The following is a 16,707-nucleotide window of genomic DNA, read 5'->3' on the forward strand; positions in this document are numbered from 1 at the left end:
GAGTCTTCAACGCGGTGGGGAACATCGCGTCAGGACGGTCGCCGGTCCACGACATGAGGGACACCTTGCCAGGCTGCGCGTTGTCGGCCTCTTCGTGGCAGGCGCTCGGCGCACCCATGCCCAGGTTGGCCATCAGGTCGCCACTGGCAGGGTCGACGCCACCAAACGGATCCAGCGAGGAAACACCACGCGGGGTCTCCGGCGAGGTGGTCGGGATGACATAGCGGTCGTCGTACTTGGCGATCGCCAGCAGGCGATACATCGCTTCCAGGTCTTTGCCAGTCATACCGACTGCGCTCGCAATCGCCTCGTTCGTCGGCTGGCCTAGGTTGATGTCGCGCATGTAGGAACGCATCGCGGCGAGCCTACGCAGCGAAAGCTCGACTGGGACGGTGTCACCTGCAGTGAACAGGCCAGCCTGGTACTCGAGTGGGATACGCATGTTGGAGATCGCGCTGAGCAGTACCTTGTGGTCTTCGCCGTCAGCGCCAGTCTTGGTCACCTGATCGACGATCGGCGACAGCGACGGGATGTACCACACCATCGGCAGTGTGCGGAACTCTGGGTGTAGCGGCAGCGCCACACCGTACGTGAAGATCAGATCGTAGATCGGGGAGTTCTGCGCAGCCTCGATCCAAGAGTGAGGGATGCCCTCTTCGGTCGCAGCCCGGACGACCTCAGGGTCGCGAGGGTCGAGGAAGAGCGACTTCTGCGCCTCAAACAGATCCTTCTCATCGGGTGTCGACGCCGCTTCGGCAACACGGTCCGCGTCGTAGAGCAGCACACCAAGGTAGCGCAGGCGGCCCACGCAGGTTTCCGAGCACACCGTCGGCTGGCCAACCTCAATACGCGGGTAGCACAACGTACACTTTTCGGCCTTGCCTGTCTTGTGGTTGAAGTACACCTTCTTGTAAGGGCAGCCCGAGACGCACATGCGCCAGCCACGGCAGCTGTCCTGGTCGACCAGGACGATGCCGTCCTCCGTGCGCTTGTACATCGCGCCCGACGGGCAGGAAGACACACACGTTGGGTTCAGGCAGTGCTCGCAGATGCGCGGAAGGTAGAACATGAAGGACTCTTCAATTTCCTTCTTGACCTCCAGGTTCATCTTCTCCAGGACGCGGTCCTCGTCCATGGTCGCAGTCGAGCCACCAAGGTTGTCATCCCAGTTCGAAGACCAGGAGATTGTGTCGATTGGCTTGCCGGTGATCTGCGACTTCGGACGCGCAGTCGGCTGCGTCTTCTGCCCAGCCGGGGCGCTAATGAGCTTCTCGTACTCATAGGTCCACGGCTCGTAGTAGTCCTCGATCGTCGGCATGTTCGGGTTGTGGAAAATAGTGGCCAGACGCTTGATACGCCCACCCTGGCGTGGCTTGAGCTTGCCGCTGCCGTCAAGCTTCCAGCCGCCCTTCCACTTGTCCTGGTCCTCCCACGAGCGCGGGTAGCCCACGCCGGGACGGGTTTCAACGTTGTTGAACCAGATGTACTCCGTGCCTTCACGGTTGGTCCATGCCTGCTTACAGGTCACCGAACACGTATGGCATCCGATGCACTTATCCAGGTTCATGACCATGGCAATTTGCGCCATTACTCGCATTAGTACTGCACCTCCTGGGAGCGACGACGGATGCGGGTAACCTCGTCGCGGTTGTTGCCGGTTGGGCCAATGTAGTTGAATCCGTAAGTCAAGTGACCGTAGCCACCAGCCACATGCAGTGGCTTAATGGTGATGCGGGTCAGCGAGTTGTGCGTGCCGCCACGTCGGCCGGAGCGCTCGTTCAGCGGTGTGCCCACTGTGCGTTCCTGCGCGTGGTTCATGATGACCGTCCCCTCCGGAATACGGTGGGTGACCACAGCACGCGCCGAGACAACGCCGTTGCGGTTGTAGAGCTCAACCCACTCATTGTCCTTGACACCGATCTTCTGTGCATCCGTGTCAGACATCCACACAACCTGCCCACCGCGGGAGATGGAGAGGACGTGGAGGTTGTCGAAGTACTGGGAGTGGATCGACCACTTGTTGTGTGGGGTGAGGTAGCGCACCGTGATCTCCGGGTTGCCGTCCTCACCCTTGAGGACCTCGCCTGGGCGAGTCTCGCCGTTGAGACGCATGCGGTCAAGCGGTGGCTTGAACACAGGAAGCTGCTCGCCGTAGTCGATGAACCAGTCGTGGTCGATGAAGTAGTGCATACGACCGGAGAGCGTGTTCCAAGGCTTATCCATCGCCAGGTTCAGGGAGAACGCGGTGTAGCGGCGTCCATCACGCTTGTCGCCGGACCACTCAGGAGAGGTAATGACTTCTTGCGGGCGTTCCTTGACCTTGTCCCAGACGATCTGGGCGTCCTCGGTGCCTTCCCAGAACTCGCTTGTGTCCGAGCCGAGCATCTTGCCCAGATTCTCGAAGCCGTTGCGCGCAACCTCACCGTTGGACACACCCGAAAGGTGAAGGATCGCCTGTGCTGCCTTCACGGCGGAGTTCAGTGCAGGCCGGTCACCCGCAGAGGCAGTTTCAGCGACGCCGTTCATGCCGAAGAGCTCACCAACCTGCTTTTCGACGTTAAACGGCGTGCCGTGTACATTCGTGCCAGCCTTCTCGGTCAGTGGGCCGAAAGACATCCACTTCTCGAAGATCTTGGTGTAATCACGCTCAACTGGAACCAACTTTGCCATCGTTTGGCCCGGAACCATGCCGACTTCCTTGACATCGGGCACCACGCCGTTTGCCATGTTCGGGTTGATCTCATCCGGAGCGTCGTGAGAGATAGGCGCAGTGACGACGTCCGTCTGCACTCCCAGCCACTTGCCGGCCATGCGGGAAACAGCGTCGGACATATCGCGGAAGATCTCCCAGTCGCTTCGAGCTTCCCACGGCGGGTTGATCGCAGCGTTAAAGGTGTGGATGAACGGGTGCATGTCCGTCGTGGACAAGTCGTTCTTCTCGTACCAGGTAGCCGCAGGGAAGACGATGTCTGACACCAGGGTGGTTGAGGTGTTACGGAAGTCCGTAGTCATCATCAGATCGAGCTTGCCCATCGGTGCCTCTTCGCGCCAGCGAATCGACTTCGGGCGCTCACCCTCGGCCAGCTCCTCCGCGGAGACATCCGAATCAACGCCCAACATGTGGCGCAGGAAGTACTCGGTGCCCTTCGCCGACGATCCCATCAGGTTCGTGCGCCAGTTCAGCAGGATGCGAGGCCAGTTCTCCGGAGCATCCGGATCCTCCGCAGCGAACTCCATCTGGCCCGACTCCAACTGGTCGACGACGTAGTCCTTCACGTCCATGCCCGCTTCCTTCGCCTGCTCAGCAAGCAGCAGTGGGTTGCGGTTGAACTGCGGGTACGACGGCATCCAACCACGTTTCATGGCCTCGACCAGTGTCTCCGACAGGTACTTATCTTCCGACGCGCCCTTACGTGCCAGCGGCGAGGCCATCCTTGAGGCCTTCGAGTTGTCGTAACGCCACTGGGACGTAGTCAGGTAGTAGAAACCGGTGGTGATCATGTGCCGTGGTGGACGGTTCCAGTCATTCGCGAACGCGTACTGGCTCCAACCCGACTGAGGACGCAGCTTCTCCTGGCCCACGTAGTGCGCCCAACCGCCGCCGTTGACACCCTGGGTGCCACACATGGAAGTCAGCGCAAGGAAAGTGCGGTAGATAGAGTCCGCGTGGACGTAGTGGTTCACGCCCGCGCCCATGATGATTTGGGAACGGCCCTTCGAGTCCAACGCGTTTTGTGCAAACTCGGTGGCGATTCGTTCGATCTGCGCAACAGGAACATTGGACAGCTCTTCTGCCCATGCGGGCGTGCCGACCTCGGAGGCGTCGTTAAAGTCGGCCGGCCAGGAGCCTGGCAGCTGCAGCGACGGACGGTTCACGCCGTAGTGTGCCAGCATGATGTCGTACACGGTGGTAACGGTGCGGCCTCCGACCTCGCGGACTGGGACACCGCGGCGGTAGACACCAGCGCCGATCGGGCCGTCCGAGTCCAAAGCCTCGCGAGAAGCGTCCATATCGAAGCGTGGGAAGCACACTTCGGCGGTGCCGTAGGAGTCGGTGTCCGCCATCGACATCACAGGGTTGGCGTTGTCATGGCGGAGATTCCACTTACCGGGATCGGTCTTGTAGTGGTCTGCGATGGTACCGCCAGGGTCGACAACGGTGCCGTCGGCTTCAATGTTGAGCAGGCGGTACTGGGCGTTATCGCTATTGGCCAGGGTGGCGTCCTCAAGCTTGTCTGCAGTAAGGAACTTTCCGGGAGCGAACGTGCCGTCCTCGAGCTGATCGAGCTCCACCAGGAACGGTGCATCCGTGTACTTGAGCATGTAGTCCATGAAGTACTGCGGTTGCTGAGCAACGTGGAACTTGCTCAAAATGACGTGGCCCATTGCGAAGGCGAGTGCGCCGTCGGTACCGGGCGACATACGCATCCACTCGTCGGCGAACTTCGCGGCATCGTTGTAGTCCGGGGAGACCACGACGATCTTGGTGCCCTTGTAGCGCACTTCGGTCATGAAGTGGGAGTCCGGGGTGCGGGTCACCGGGATGTTCGAGCCCCACATCATCAGGTAAGAAGAGTTGAACCAGTCACCGGACTCTGGCACGTCAGTCTGATCGCCGAATGTCTGCGGGGAGGCAGGGGGAAGGTCTGCATACCAGTCGTAGAAGGACAGCATCGCGCCGCCAATCAGCCCCAAGAAACGGGTACCAGCAGAGTACGAGACCTGGCTCATCGCAGGAATCACTGTGAAACCTGCAATGCGGTCCGGGCCCCACTGCTTGATGGTGTAGACGTGTGCTGCAGCGGCGATCTCGACGGCTTCTTCGTAAGCAACGCGCACCAGGCCACCCTTGCCGCGGGCACCGACGTAGGCGCGACGCTTGACTGGGTCTTCCTGGATCGCACGCCAGGCGAGTACCGGGTCGCCGTCGTGCTGCTTCTTTTCGTGGCGGTACATCTCCAGCAATGCGCCGCGCACGTACGGGTAGCGGATGCGCGTAGGCGAGTAGGTGTACCAGGAAAAGGATGCGCCACGTGGGCACCCTCGAGGTTCGTACTCTGGGAAGTCAGGGCCAGTGGTGGGGTAGTCAACGGCCTGGGATTCCCAGGTGATGACGCCATCTTTGACGTAGACCTTCCAGGAACAGGAACCGGTGCAGTTCACACCGTGTGTGGAGCGCACCATCTTGTCGAAGGACCAACGGTTGCGGTAGAACACGTCGGCTTGGCGGCCACCTTCGAGGAAAATTTGCTGGCCGGAAGGCGTGACGTCGCCTTTGCGAACGAACCCACCAAGTTTAAACAGCGGGTTGGACTGTGTCGCATCAGTCATGGTTCACAATCTCCTTGAATGAAAGTGAGAAAACGGGGTCGTGAATGAAATGGCTGTTAGCCAGGGAACGGTGCGTTCGGGCGGGCGTAGTAGATCCATGCGAGTGCCGTAGCGAAGGTGAAGAAAACTACGCAGCCCCAGAAGAACGTGGGCGCACTCATCAGCGTGAGCAGCACACCAACGATGAACGGCCCGAATGCTCCGATCGCGCCGGTAAACCCGATAACACCGCCTGCCTGGCGCTTCGGCAGAATCATTGGCATCTGCTTGAAAGTGCCAGCGTTGCCGATGCCAGCGAAGACAGACATGGCCAGCATGGTGTAGAAGAACGGTGCCGCGGCGTCACCACCACGGGCAAGGAAAATTGCGGCAATTGCAGTGGTGACCGTCATGCCAACACCAGCAACGAACGTCCAGATTGCACCGCCGTACTTGTCGCACAGTGGGCCCCACAGAGCGCGAACCAGGGCCCCGAGCAGGGCGTACATGAATGCCCAACCGAGCAGCTTCGTCGCGTTGTCGCCGAAGGAGTTCTTCATCAACAGTGCGAGCTGAGCGCCGAATCCGGCGATGGCGCCGAACGTCATCACGTAAATGATGGTGAGGATCCAAGTGTTCTTGTTTCCGAAAATATCGATCTGCTGGCGGAAGTTTGCCTTCACCGGAACGTCCTTCAGCATCAGCCAGGACACGATGACCATGATGATGACCCAAGGGACGAAGAAGGCCGGAACGTTATGCACGTTGATCGCGGTACCTGAACCATCCGAAGCCTCGATCGTGCCGATCATCGTGGTGCCGATGAGCCAAGGTGCCAGCAACAGCACGAACGACATGCCGAGGTTGCCCAGGCCTGCCTGGAGGCCGAGCGCCGTACCGGACTTTGCCTTCGGGAAGAAGTACCCCGTCGACGGCATAAAGCCTGAGAAGATACCGCTGCCGATACCTGTCATAAAGGACAGGATCATGAGCGTCGCGAATGAAGTCTCAGGACTCTGGACCGCAAAATACCAGCCGACCAGTGGGATGAGGAAGAGTGCTGTCGAAAGCGTAATGAGCTTTCGGGTACCAAGAACTGGTGGCAAGAACATCCAAATCAGGCGGAAGATACCAGCCGCCAGTCCTGGGACTGCAGTAAGCCAGTAAAGCTGTGCAGCAGTGAGGTCGAACCCGATCTCATTGAGGCGCGGCGCGACCGCCGCAACGATGTACCAGGTGACGAACCCGAAGAACATCGAAATTGTGGTGATCCAAAGTGTGCGCCATGCGATTCCGGCGTCCCACTTTTCTGGATCTTCAGTGTCCCAACCGGTGAGTACCCGTTGGGAGGTGTCGAGCTTGGACATGGGGTGAAATCCTCTTCAAAAAATGCGATAAAGGTCTATGTGCTCCGGGTGAATAAAAATGTCAGAAAAACCCGCAACTACTTTTAAGAATAGTTGCAGTGAACTGCTACTATCAACTTATCCACGAGAAAAGTCGTGCATAATTACGCAACACGCATGTGTCCTAATTCAAGGATTTGTACATATGCCGGTGTTTGCCCAGGGAAGGAACACTTCATGGAAAAAACAACGGACCCTACAGCGGTAATAATCGTCGTTTCGGACCGAGTTTTCGGCGGCGAGCGAAAGGATAAAGCTTCCCCCGCCGCTATCCAGCTGCTCACCGAAGCTGGATTTCAGGTCGCACCTCCCGTAGTCATTCCAGAGGGTGACGAAGCGCTCCGGGGCGCAATGGCACAGGCGGTGAAGGGCGGGAACTCGCTCATCCTCACCTGTGGTGGTACCGGACTGGGGCCCCGAAACCTCACCCCTGAAGTAAGCGAAGAGTTCATCTCCACACGGCTCCACGGCATCGAAACCCAAGTACTGATCGACGGGCTGGAGCATTCACCGCGCGCCGGACTTTGCCGAGGCCTCATTGGTCTCACTTCCCGGGAGCCTGGTGCAAGCCTCATCGTCAACGCCCCGAGTTCGCACGGTGGCGTGCGAGACACCCTCGGTGTCATCCTTGCGCTGTGGCCTAGTCTGACAGAGTGGGTTCGCTAACCAGACGCTACTCGGTAGCGGGAAACTCGACGTCCCCAAGCTCGTCGAGTTCCAACCGCGTATCGTAGTCGCGCTCAGCGCCAGTGCCCTGGACTCGTACTACGTGCTCAACCGCGTCGAAGAGGCGCTTCGCGGGAATGTCGCGTGAGCCCGCAGCGTCGAGTGCAGCTACTAAGGAGGCCCGGTTCCACACCGCACATAACGGTTGCAGATACCCATCCGCAGCTTCAACGACCGCAACGTCCGCACCGTCGCGAGCGGCTCGAGAGAGTACCGGGATCAGTTCAGGGGATCGTGGTGCGTCGACGGAGACGATAGCGACGAAGGGGGCGTCGATACGCGAGAGCCCTGCAGCAATCCCTGCGACGGGACCCCCGAACGGCGGATCCTCACTCACCGTAGGCATTCCCAGCGGTTTCGGACTGACGACGATGCGCGGCACATCATCAGGAATGCGGGCGCACACCGCATCAACGAGGCGGGTGCCATTCACTTTCACCTGGGCTTTATCGGCGCCCATTCGTGTCGAGCGTCCCCCAGCGAGAACAATGATGCCGACATCCTCCCACTCGTCTCGCACGCTATGCCTCGGGAAGCTCGCGCGACCAGTCGCCAGATCGACCACCAGACTTGGCCACGATTCCCATCCGGCGCACAAATGCCGAGCGGTCGACACCCTTGACCATGTCCACGATGGCAAGTGCCGCAACGCTGACAGCGGTCAGCGCCTCCATCTCGACACCGGTGCGGTCCGCCGTGCGAACGGTGGCCTCGATGAAAACGTGGTCTTCGCGCAACTCCACGTCTACCGCGCAACCGTGTACGCCAATCGTGTGGGCGAGTGGCAGCAAGTCCGGCACGCGCTTCGCAGCCGAAATGCCTGCGACGCGTGCAACGGCTAACACGTCGCCTTTCGGCACGGTGCCTTCACGCAGTGCCTTCATCACCTCAGGCGAGCAAGCGACTTCACCTTGCGCGGTTGCATTCCGAACGGTTGGCTGCTTCTCCGTAACGTCAACCATGTAGGCCTGGCCAGCAGCATTGAGATGGGTAAATTTCATGTTGAGTCTTTCTTTCTTTAAAACAGCATCACTGGGATGCGAGTGGGGGCGTCGGTTCCAGGGGCAAGGACCGCGATTCCGTCCACTGCAGGTAGGGAAGCAACGAATCCGGAGCCGCCATGTCCGCCGGCAAAGGCTTCAGCGCGGACAGCACCGTGTTCGGTGTGCAGGCGCACAGGTACGAATACATGACGATCAGCACGCGGGGCGGGGAAGTGCGTATCGACGTCCGCTTCCACCATTGTTCGCTCGTCCATGCTGCAACGCGTGTGGTTTCCTGCACTCGCACGCAGTAACGGGATCGCGTACAGCGCGCACGAGACGAACGCCGCAACTGGATTTCCGGGCAGGCAAATAAATGCAGCTTCAGACCAACGTCCAACGCCCTGCGGACTTCCCGGGCGCTGGGCGACATGGCCGAACCACATATCTGGTGAGGAGGCTGTGACAGTGCGGACCACGTCGTACGCTCCAGCGCTGACTCCGCCGGTGGTGACCACGATGTCTGCCTGCTGCGCGGCCTGCTGGAGTAAAACCTCGGTCGATCGCGTATCGTCATCAGCGTGCATCGTGAATACCTTGGCGTAGCCGCTTTCGCGCAGAAGCGTCGCCACCATTGGCAGGTTTGAATCGGGAATTTGCGCGCCGCGAATGTCGCCGGGCCAGGCAACGAGCTCGTCGCCAGTAGAGACGACTGCGACGGTCGGGCGTTCGAAAACGTCCACAGCGCGGACACCAGTGGCGACAAGTGCGGCGAGTGTGCCAGCATCAATCCGTGTTCCCTCTCGCGCAACGACTTCACCGACGCCGACATTCTCACCAGCATGTCGGATGTGGGAACGGCCAAGGTCAACAGAAGTAATCTGGACCTCGTCAGGGAGAGGATAAGGGCCTCGAGGGATATTCGTCTGCTCGACGGGGACGACATGAAGACCGTCCTGTTGCGGCATCGGTGCGCCAGTCATGATTCGGACTGCGTGGCCAGCTGGACAATCGATTGCGTCATGTCCGGCCGGGATCTCACCAGCTACAGGCAGTACCCACGGCCCGTCACCGAATAGATCCGACTCGTGGGCTATGAAGCCGTCGACCGCCGAGTTTGAAAAAGGTGGCACTGGGAACCGTGCCACGACGTCGGCTGCGAGTACCTGGCCTACGCAGTCACCTAATGGGACGTCGCGCTTAATACGGGGCCGCGCCGCAGCCAGGACACGGGCCAAATGTTCGTTGACCGAAGGGAGAGTGTTCATTAGTTCTTAACCACCGATTTCGCTCATGAGGCGCTCCGGCTGCAGGAAGCCCTCGTCATCAATGCCGTGTCCGGGCTTCTTCAGCCACATGGCTTTCGACCAGAGGTCCGCGAGCTCCGCGTCGGAGGCACCCCCACGCATGACGTCGCGAAGCGAGACCTCGTCGGCCGCTTTCGAGAACAGGCAGGACCGGATGGAGCCGTCAGTCGTGAGGCGGGTTCGGTCGCAGGCGCCACAGAAAGGGTGTGTCACAGACGCGATAATCCCAAGCTTGCCGCTGCGAGTACCGTCTGTGACATCCCATAGGGCAGCGGGTGCAGAACCCCGTGGCTCGACGGCAGGTGTAAGCGTGAAATCGTGGCGGAGGCGCTCAACCAAGTCATGCGCCGTCACCATGTCGGTGCGCTTCCACTGCTCGCGTGGGCCCAGCGGCATTTGTTCGATAAAGCGCAGCTGCAGCCCGCGTTCTAGCGCAAAGCGCACGAGGTCTGTGACACCGTCTTCGTTGATGTCCGGCATCACTACCGCGTTGACCTTCACCGGCTGAAGGCCTGCTTCCACTGCGGCGTCGATGCCCGCAAACACGTCGTCAATGCGGTCTCTGCGGGTGAGCTGTGCGTAGAGCTCCCGATCCGTGGTATCGAGCGACACATTCACTCTGTCGAGGCCGGCGTCGGCAAGCCCCTGCGCCCGGCGCGCAAGGCCCAGGGCATTCGTGGTGACCGCAGTTGAGGGTGCGACGCCCTCGTCGGTGCGCATGGTCTTCGTCTCACTGATGATGCGTTCCAACGAGCGCCGCAGGAGTGGCTCGCCCCCTGTGAAACGCACCTGGCGGATGCCGAGGTGCTCCACAGCCAGGCGGATCAGCCGGATAGTCTCCTCGTCGGTGAGTGCCTCTTCAGTTGGCATCCATTCAAGGCCCTCTGCAGGCATGCAGTACGTGCAGCGCAGGTTGCAGCGGTCGGTAAGGCTGACCCGGAGGTCTCGTGCCGTACGCCCAAAACGATCGTCGAGCGTGCGCGGGGCGGGCTGCTCACCTGGGTCCAAGCTGGCGTTTGGTGCGAGTGGACCGTCGGAAGCTGCGCGGGACGCTAACGGCGATGCAAGAGGAAGGTGAATGGGCATAGTGCTGTCAATAATAAGTACGAAATACGCCAGGTCAAGAATTAGCAGTGAAAAACCCGTATTTATTGCTCGGGTGTTTGTGCCTTCCTTCCGCGGTTACCCGGGCCAGGCAGCGCGATAATCTCATAGTCGCCCTTGGCGAGGTGTTTCCTTAGGTCCTTCTTGTCAAACTTGCCCACCGAAGTCTTGTCGATCACATCGACGAACGTCCAATACTCAGGTGCCATCCATGTTGGTAACACATCGGCGAGGTTCTTTCGCAGCCGCTCCGCTGTTTCCGCGGTGCGCGGGATATCGTCCAAAAGCACGGTAATAGCCAGTGGGCGCTCGCCCCACTGGCGGTCGGGGAAGCCAATCACAGCGCACTCGATGACATCTTCGGCTTCCATGATGAGGTTTTCCACCTGCGCGGAATAGATCCATTCGCCACCAGATCGGATAACGTCGCGTGCACGGTCGTACAACGTCATGTAGCCATCGGCGGTGACTGTTCCGACATCACCAGTGCGCAGCCAGCCGTCTTCAGTGAAGTGGTGGCGGGCGTCATTAATCTCTTTGCCCCGGAACGTCGAGGCCAACTCGCCCTTTTCTTGGGTTGGCGAGTGGTAGTAGCCGTTGGCAACCAAATTTCCTCGCACCTGCATCTCGCCTTGTGAAAGGTCAGTTGATGCCATCACCTCTCCATCGTTGACCACGCGGTATTCCAGCCATGGCACAAACCGTCCCTGGGACACACGATACGCCTGGCGAGCTTCGCCTGAAGCGCCTGATGGCGGGCGTGCCACCGTGCCGACAGTAGACGTTTCCGTCATGCCCCACACGTGGACGACGTCGACACCGTAGCGTTCCTCCCACACCTTGATCAGTGCAGGCGGGGCAGGAGAGCCTCCGACGAAGATCTCCTGCAAACTCATGCGCTCAGGCGGCGTATGCAGATAGTGCACCATTAGCTGGATCCACAGCGTCGGTACGCCGTGCGCTACGCGTGGGTGCGTCGAGGCAATAATCGTTGCAAGCGTCGGTGCGGAAACGTCGGCACCTGGTAGTACCATCGGTGCGCCGGTGACGTACGCTGCGAACGGTACGCCCCAGCTCAACACGTGATAGATGGGGATGCAGCACAGGAAAGACTCGCCGTGCGTAATCGCTAGTGAATCCGTTGAGCGAAGCGTCATCGCCTCGAGCCAAAGAGAGCGGTGCGAATACGCCACGCCTTTTGGCGCGCCAGTCGTTGCTGTCGAATACACCAGTGCGGCTGCAGTGTTTTCTGGCAGTTCCGGCCACGAGTACCGTGTTGCTTGGCCGTCGAGAAGCTGCTCGTAGCTATGCACCTTGGCAGCTCCGAACGACAACCCAAGGACGTCGTCGCTGAGCAGAGCGCCAATAAAGACAATGTGCTCAACCAGCGGGCACATCTCCATCACTCGGCCAAGCTTTTCAGCTAGCCGCGGATCAGCCACAATGACCTTCGCCTCTGAATGGTTCACCACATAGGCAATCTGATCCGGCATCAACTGAATATTCAGTGGGGTGAAGACGGCGCCTTTCGCGGCGGTACCAAACATCACCTCAATATGCTCGGAGCAGTTAAACATGAACGTAGCCACGCGCTGGTCCCCGTCAATGCCCAGCAAGTTTTCCGCAGCGTTGGCAAAAGCGCTGGCCCGCGCGCCAATGTCCGCAAACGTGCACTCTTCGGCGCCCGTGGGCCCCCACGTCGTACACTTCGTCGAGGCGTGAGCGGTGCGCCCATACTCCAAAATGCGACCGACGGAAAACGGCACTTCCTGCATCGTTGAAAGCATGGGCACCACTTTAGCGCGAATGAAGCACGCGCAATTCAATCATGCGATACAATACGAGGCGGATCATGCGCATCGCACGAACTTTGCTGCGCAGCCAACCTCATCGATCCGCTTCCCCTTTTTGCAATCTACGTGCAGTGGCGTAGTTTTATTACATGGTTTTCACTGACCATGGGGGAGCGCGCAGGCAATTCAGTTACTGCTAACGAAGTTGCAGCGCACAGTGAACGAAACGACACAATGCACACGAAAGCTTCGAATCAGTGTTCACTCTCTTTGCTGGCGAAGTGACGAAAGGACATCCGTGACAGATACGGGAAACGCAGCAGGAACTGACCTTCAAGCGCTGAAGATTCCTGAACTGCGCAAACTTGCTGCAGAAAAAGGCCTCAAAGGTGTCTCCGGTCTGCGGAAGGGCGAGCTTATCCAAGCAATTACTACTGGCACCGTGCCTGGAAAGGCTCCTGCGAAGGCAGTAGAACCTGCGAAGGCAGTAGAAGAGGAAACTCACAGCGACAACCGTCGCCGCGCCACCCGCAAGGCCGCAGATCCCGCTGAAAATAGTGAGGAACAAGGCGACAAGACGGGCAAAGAGGAAAAGGGCAAAGAGCAGCAGTCCGGGCAGCACGAGGGGCGCTATGAGTCCCGATCTGCGGCACGCCGTGCTCGCCGAAACCGTGCGCGACACAATCATGAGTCCCACGATGCCGACGCAGAACAGAAGCACTCGAACGACGAGAAGAACGATAAGCCCGAAAAGCACGATAACGGCTCGGCCGACGAGAAGTCTGAAAACAACAACGACGGCAACGGCGGCCGCGGCCGCAACCAACGCAATGACCGCGGCGGTCGTAACAACCGCGACCATGACGAAGACGGGGGAGGCCGTCGTGGACGCCGTGGCCGTCGTGGACGCCGCGGCCGTGACAACAACCGTGACCAGCAGGATAACCAGAACATCCCACCAGAAGAGCTGCAGGAAGTAGCCGGCATCGTCGACGTCATTGACAACAATGCTGCATTTATCCGCACCACTGGTTACCGTCAGAGCAGCGCAGATGTGTACGTGAACAACCGCCTCGTTCGGGCGAATGGGTTGCGCTCCGGCGATGCGGTCATCGGTCAGGTGCGCGCGAACGGGCAGGGTCACCAGCATGGCTCTGGCCGCAACCGCCAGCGCTACAACCAGTTGGTCCGTGTCGATTCCGTGAACGGCATGACGCCAGAGGACGCTAAGCAGCGCAAGCAATTCCACAAGCTGACCCCGCTGTATCCGAATAAGCGTCTGCGCCTGGAGACAGAGCCAAACATCCTGACCACGCGAGTGATCGACCTGGTCATGCCGATTGGTAAGGGTCAGCGTGCACTGATCGTCTCCCCTCCAAAGGCTGGTAAGACGACAATTCTGCAGAACATCGCGAACGCAATCGCGAAGAACAACCCAGAGTGCTACCTGATGGTCGTTCTCGTTGACGAGCGTCCTGAGGAAGTCACGGACATGCAGCGCAGTGTGAAGGGTGAGGTTATCGCCTCCACCTTCGACCGCCCGCCGTCAGAGCACACCGCTGTCGCGGAGCTCGCGATTGAACGCGCCAAGCGCCTCGTTGAGATGGGGCAAGACGTTGTTGTCCTCCTCGACTCGATCACGCGTCTGGGTCGCGCGTACAACAACTCTTCGCCGGCATCGGGCCGTATCCTGTCCGGTGGTGTTGATTCCAACGCACTGTACCCGCCGAAGCGTTTCTTGGGTGCTGCGCGCAACATCGAGGAGGGTGGCTCGCTTACGATCATCGCTACGGCGATGGTGGAGACGGGCTCCGCTGGTGACACCGTCATCTTTGAGGAGTTCAAGGGCACCGGTAACGCCGAGCTGAAGCTTGATCGTAAGATCGCGGAACGCCGGGTCTTCCCAGCTGTCGACGTCAACCCGTCTGGTACCCGCAAGGATGACCTGCTTATGGGGCCGGATGAAGCGCGCGTGATGCACAAGTTGCGTCGAATCCTGTCGGCACTTGACCCGCAGCAGTCCATCGACATGCTGATCAAGCAGTTGAAGAAGACGAAGAGCAACGGCGAGTTCCTGATGGGCGTTGCCAACTCGGCACCAATGGTGGCCGATCAAGACGCAGAGGAGTACATCTAATGGCTGGCGAAGTTTCGCTCGTCGACGACTACGTCGCCGAATACGAGGGCATTCAGGCCCAGATGGGCGACCCAGATATTGCGGGCGACCAGGATAAATTCCGGAAGCTTTCAAAGCGCTACGCCGAACTGCAGCCGATCATCAAGGTCAACGACGCGCTGAACCAGGCGAGGGAAGATCACGAAGCTGCGGCTGAGATGGCGTACGAAGACAAAGAGTTCGCCGAAGAAGCTGAACGCCTTGCGAAAGAGATCGTCGCGCTTGAGGAGGAACTCGCGGACCTGCTCGCACCTCGCGACGAGCACGATGGTGATGACATCATCATGGAGCTCAAGGCCGGTGCTGGCGGTGAAGAGGCGGCCCTCTTTGCTGGTGACCTCGCCCGCATGTACCAAAAGTATTGCGAGAAGCACGGCTTGACCTGGGAAGTACTCGACTTGTCTGAGTCGGACCTTGGCGGCGTAAAGGATATGACCGTCGCGGTGAAGGCGAAGACGCCGTCACGTGACGGTGCATGGTCCAAGCTGAAATTTGAGGGTGGCGTACACCGTGTGCAGCGCGTGCCAGTCACCGAGTCGCAGGGCCGCATTCAGACGTCGGCCGCGGGTGTATATGTGTTCCCGGAGCCGGACGAAGTGGCGTCGGTAAATATTGATGAGAAAGACATTCGCGTTGATGTCTACCGATCCTCCGGCAAGGGCGGCCAGGGTGTGAACACCACTGACTCCGCCGTGCGTATTACCCACCTGCCGACGAATATCGTGGTGACCTGTCAGAACGAGCGCTCGCAGATTCAGAACCGCGCCCGCGCAATGCAGGTGTTGCAAGCTCGCCTTGACCAGCTCGAGCGCGAGAAGGCCGAGGCCGAAGCCGCCGAGGGACGCGCTTCCCAGGTGCGGACTATGGACCGCTCCGAGCGCATTCGGACCTATAACTGGCCCGAAAACCGTATTTCGGATCACCGCATCAACTACAAGGCGAACAACCTTGACACGGTGCTCGATGGCAACATGGACGATCTGATTACGGCGTTGCAGACACACGAGCGGCAGGAACGACTTGAAGCCGAGTAAACAACCCGCTCAACAGGTCATCGCCCGTGGCGCGCAGATGCTTGCGGCCGCGGGCGTTGCCACGCCAGCAGTCGACGCGAGGTTGATCGCTGCCTGGCTTCTCGACGACACCCCGATGAACGTACTGTTCCTCGACGTTGACCAGGAGTTTGAAACAGCGTTTGAAGCAGCGATTCAACGCCGGGCATCGCGCGAACCACTCCAGCACATCGTTGGAGCCGCGCCGTTTGGGCCTTTGACGCTGCGTGTCGGACCGGGTGTGTTTATCCCGCGGCCGGAGACCGAGGTCCTAGCCGATTGGGCAGTGAAGACATTGCAGCAGTCCGCCACTTCGCAGGCGCCCACTGTCGTGGATCTGGGCACTGGTTCGGGTGCGCTCGCGCTCTACATCGCGCATGCGGCACCGTGCGCCGAGGTGATCGCGGTGGAGCGGTCCGAAGCTGCTCGCGAGTATGCCCAACGAAATCGCGATGAACTCGGCTTGAACGTCCGGATCGTCGAAGGGGACATGACTGATCACAACTTGTTGTCTACGCTGCATGGCACCGTAGACATGGTGGTAAGCAACCCGCCGTACGTTCCCAATACCGACAGTCTGGACCCAGAGGTCTACGTAGACCCACCGGAGGCAGTCTTTTCCGGGGACGACGGTATGGATGCGATACGTGGCCTGGTGCCGGTGGCTGCGGCGCTACTGAAACCGGGCGGAGTATTTGCAGTTGAACATGATGACGCAACTTCTGACCTGACTGTCGACGCCGTTACAGCATCCGGCACGTTCGAACGAGTGGAGCGGTTAGCGGACCTCACCGGAAAGCAACGCTTTGTCTGTGCCCGGAAGCGGAGCGAGTAAGCTAGTCCGGTACTG

11 protein-coding genes and 1 pseudogene are annotated in these 16,707 nt (G+C 59.8%); 4 read left to right on the top strand and 8 right to left on the bottom strand.

What is annotated here, in order from left to right; genetic code table 11:
• Window positions 1–16: 16 nt before the first annotated feature.
• From narH to BQ4436_RS08280, 3 genes and pseudogenes are all read right to left on the bottom strand, one after another.
• A pseudogene (narH, locus tag BQ4436_RS08270) lies at window positions 17–1,597 on the bottom strand (nitrate reductase subunit beta); the annotation flags it as partial.
• Complete coding sequence (locus BQ4436_RS08275; RefSeq protein ID WP_070976328.1) at window positions 1,597–5,331, bottom strand: nitrate reductase subunit alpha; 3,735 nt, start codon at window positions 5,329–5,331, stop codon at window positions 1,597–1,599. The gene BQ4436_RS08275 and the pseudogene narH, both read right to left, overlap by 1 nt.
• 56 nt (window positions 5,332–5,387) lie before the next feature.
• On the bottom strand, window positions 5,388–6,677 hold the full coding sequence (locus BQ4436_RS08280) for an MFS transporter (RefSeq protein WP_070976330.1): 1,290 nt from the start codon (window positions 6,675–6,677) through the stop codon (window positions 5,388–5,390).
• A 216-nt stretch (window positions 6,678–6,893) separates the two neighbouring features.
• On the opposite strand from BQ4436_RS08280, the gene BQ4436_RS08285 reads away from it, so the two are divergent.
• A complete protein-coding gene (locus tag BQ4436_RS08285) occupies window positions 6,894–7,382 on the top strand; it encodes a molybdopterin-binding protein (RefSeq protein ID WP_070976331.1) in 489 nt (162 codons plus the stop codon).
• 7 nt (window positions 7,383–7,389) lie between these two features.
• Here BQ4436_RS08285 and BQ4436_RS08290 read toward each other — a convergent pair whose 3' ends face one another.
• From BQ4436_RS08290 to BQ4436_RS08310, 5 genes are all read right to left on the bottom strand, one after another.
• Window positions 7,390–7,962: a molybdenum cofactor guanylyltransferase gene (locus BQ4436_RS08290; protein ID WP_255366169.1), complete on the bottom strand. Its 573-nt coding sequence runs from the start codon at window positions 7,960–7,962 to the stop codon at window positions 7,390–7,392.
• A gap of 1 nt (window position 7,963) precedes the next feature.
• Entirely contained in the window at window positions 7,964–8,443 is a 480-nt protein-coding gene (gene moaC / locus BQ4436_RS08295) for a cyclic pyranopterin monophosphate synthase MoaC (protein ID WP_070976335.1), read from the bottom strand.
• Between the two features lie 17 nt (window positions 8,444–8,460).
• Window positions 8,461–9,693, bottom strand: coding sequence for a molybdopterin molybdotransferase MoeA (locus BQ4436_RS08300; RefSeq protein ID WP_070976337.1), 1,233 nt, complete (start codon window positions 9,691–9,693; stop codon window positions 8,461–8,463).
• A 6-nt stretch (window positions 9,694–9,699) separates the two neighbouring features.
• The gene (gene moaA, locus BQ4436_RS08305; protein ID WP_083290982.1) at window positions 9,700–10,818 is read right to left on the bottom strand and encodes a GTP 3',8-cyclase MoaA; all 1,119 of its coding nucleotides are present in this window, start codon (window positions 10,816–10,818) and stop codon (window positions 9,700–9,702) included.
• 62 nt (window positions 10,819–10,880) lie between these two features.
• A complete protein-coding gene (locus BQ4436_RS08310) occupies window positions 10,881–12,623 on the bottom strand; it encodes a long-chain fatty-acid--CoA ligase (RefSeq protein WP_070479523.1) in 1,743 nt (580 codons plus the stop codon).
• A gap of 304 nt (window positions 12,624–12,927) precedes the next feature.
• Between BQ4436_RS08310 and rho the strand changes: the two genes are divergently transcribed.
• From rho to prmC, 3 genes are read left to right on the top strand one after another with little or no spacing between them, the layout of a single operon-like run.
• A complete protein-coding gene (gene rho / locus BQ4436_RS08315) occupies window positions 12,928–14,766 on the top strand; it encodes a transcription termination factor Rho (RefSeq protein ID WP_070362622.1) in 1,839 nt (612 codons plus the stop codon).
• Window positions 14,766–15,839 (top strand): peptide chain release factor 1, encoded by a 1,074-nt coding sequence (gene prfA, locus BQ4436_RS08320; protein ID WP_070362621.1) that lies wholly within the window; start codon window positions 14,766–14,768, stop codon window positions 15,837–15,839. The genes rho and prfA overlap by 1 nt, the downstream gene beginning before the upstream one ends.
• Window positions 15,826–16,692 (top strand): peptide chain release factor N(5)-glutamine methyltransferase, encoded by an 867-nt coding sequence (gene prmC / locus BQ4436_RS08325; RefSeq protein ID WP_176754839.1) that lies wholly within the window; start codon window positions 15,826–15,828, stop codon window positions 16,690–16,692. Before prfA ends, prmC begins: the two co-directional genes overlap by 14 nt.
• The last annotated feature ends 15 nt before the right edge of the window (window positions 16,693–16,707 follow it).

It is taken from the genome of Corynebacterium sp. MC3 (assembly GCF_900099485.1).
Lineage (GTDB): Bacteria > Actinomycetota > Actinomycetes > Mycobacteriales > Mycobacteriaceae > Corynebacterium > Corynebacterium pseudogenitalium.

Bases quoted from the DNA above. Each gene is read 5' to 3' on its own strand.
- BQ4436_RS08275 (WP_070976328.1), bottom strand. From the start codon at position 5,331: ATGACTGATGCGACACAGTCCAACCCGCTGTTTAAACTTGGTGGGTTC.
- BQ4436_RS08280 (WP_070976330.1), bottom strand. From the start codon at position 6,677: ATGTCCAAGCTCGACACCTCCCAACGGGTACTCACCGGTTGGGACACT.
- BQ4436_RS08300 (WP_070976337.1), bottom strand. From the start codon at position 9,693: ATGAACACTCTCCCTTCGGTCAACGAACATTTGGCCCGTGTCCTGGCT.
- BQ4436_RS08285 (WP_070976331.1), top strand. From the start codon at position 6,894: ATGGAAAAAACAACGGACCCTACAGCGGTAATAATCGTCGTTTCGGAC.
- BQ4436_RS08310 (WP_070479523.1), bottom strand. From the start codon at position 12,623: ATGCTTTCAACGATGCAGGAAGTGCCGTTTTCCGTCGGTCGCATTTTG.
- moaC (WP_070976335.1), bottom strand. From the start codon at position 8,443: ATGAAATTTACCCATCTCAATGCTGCTGGCCAGGCCTACATGGTTGAC.
- prfA (WP_070362621.1), top strand. From the start codon at position 14,766: ATGGCTGGCGAAGTTTCGCTCGTCGACGACTACGTCGCCGAATACGAG.
- moaA (WP_083290982.1), bottom strand. From the start codon at position 10,818: ATGCCCATTCACCTTCCTCTTGCATCGCCGTTAGCGTCCCGCGCAGCT.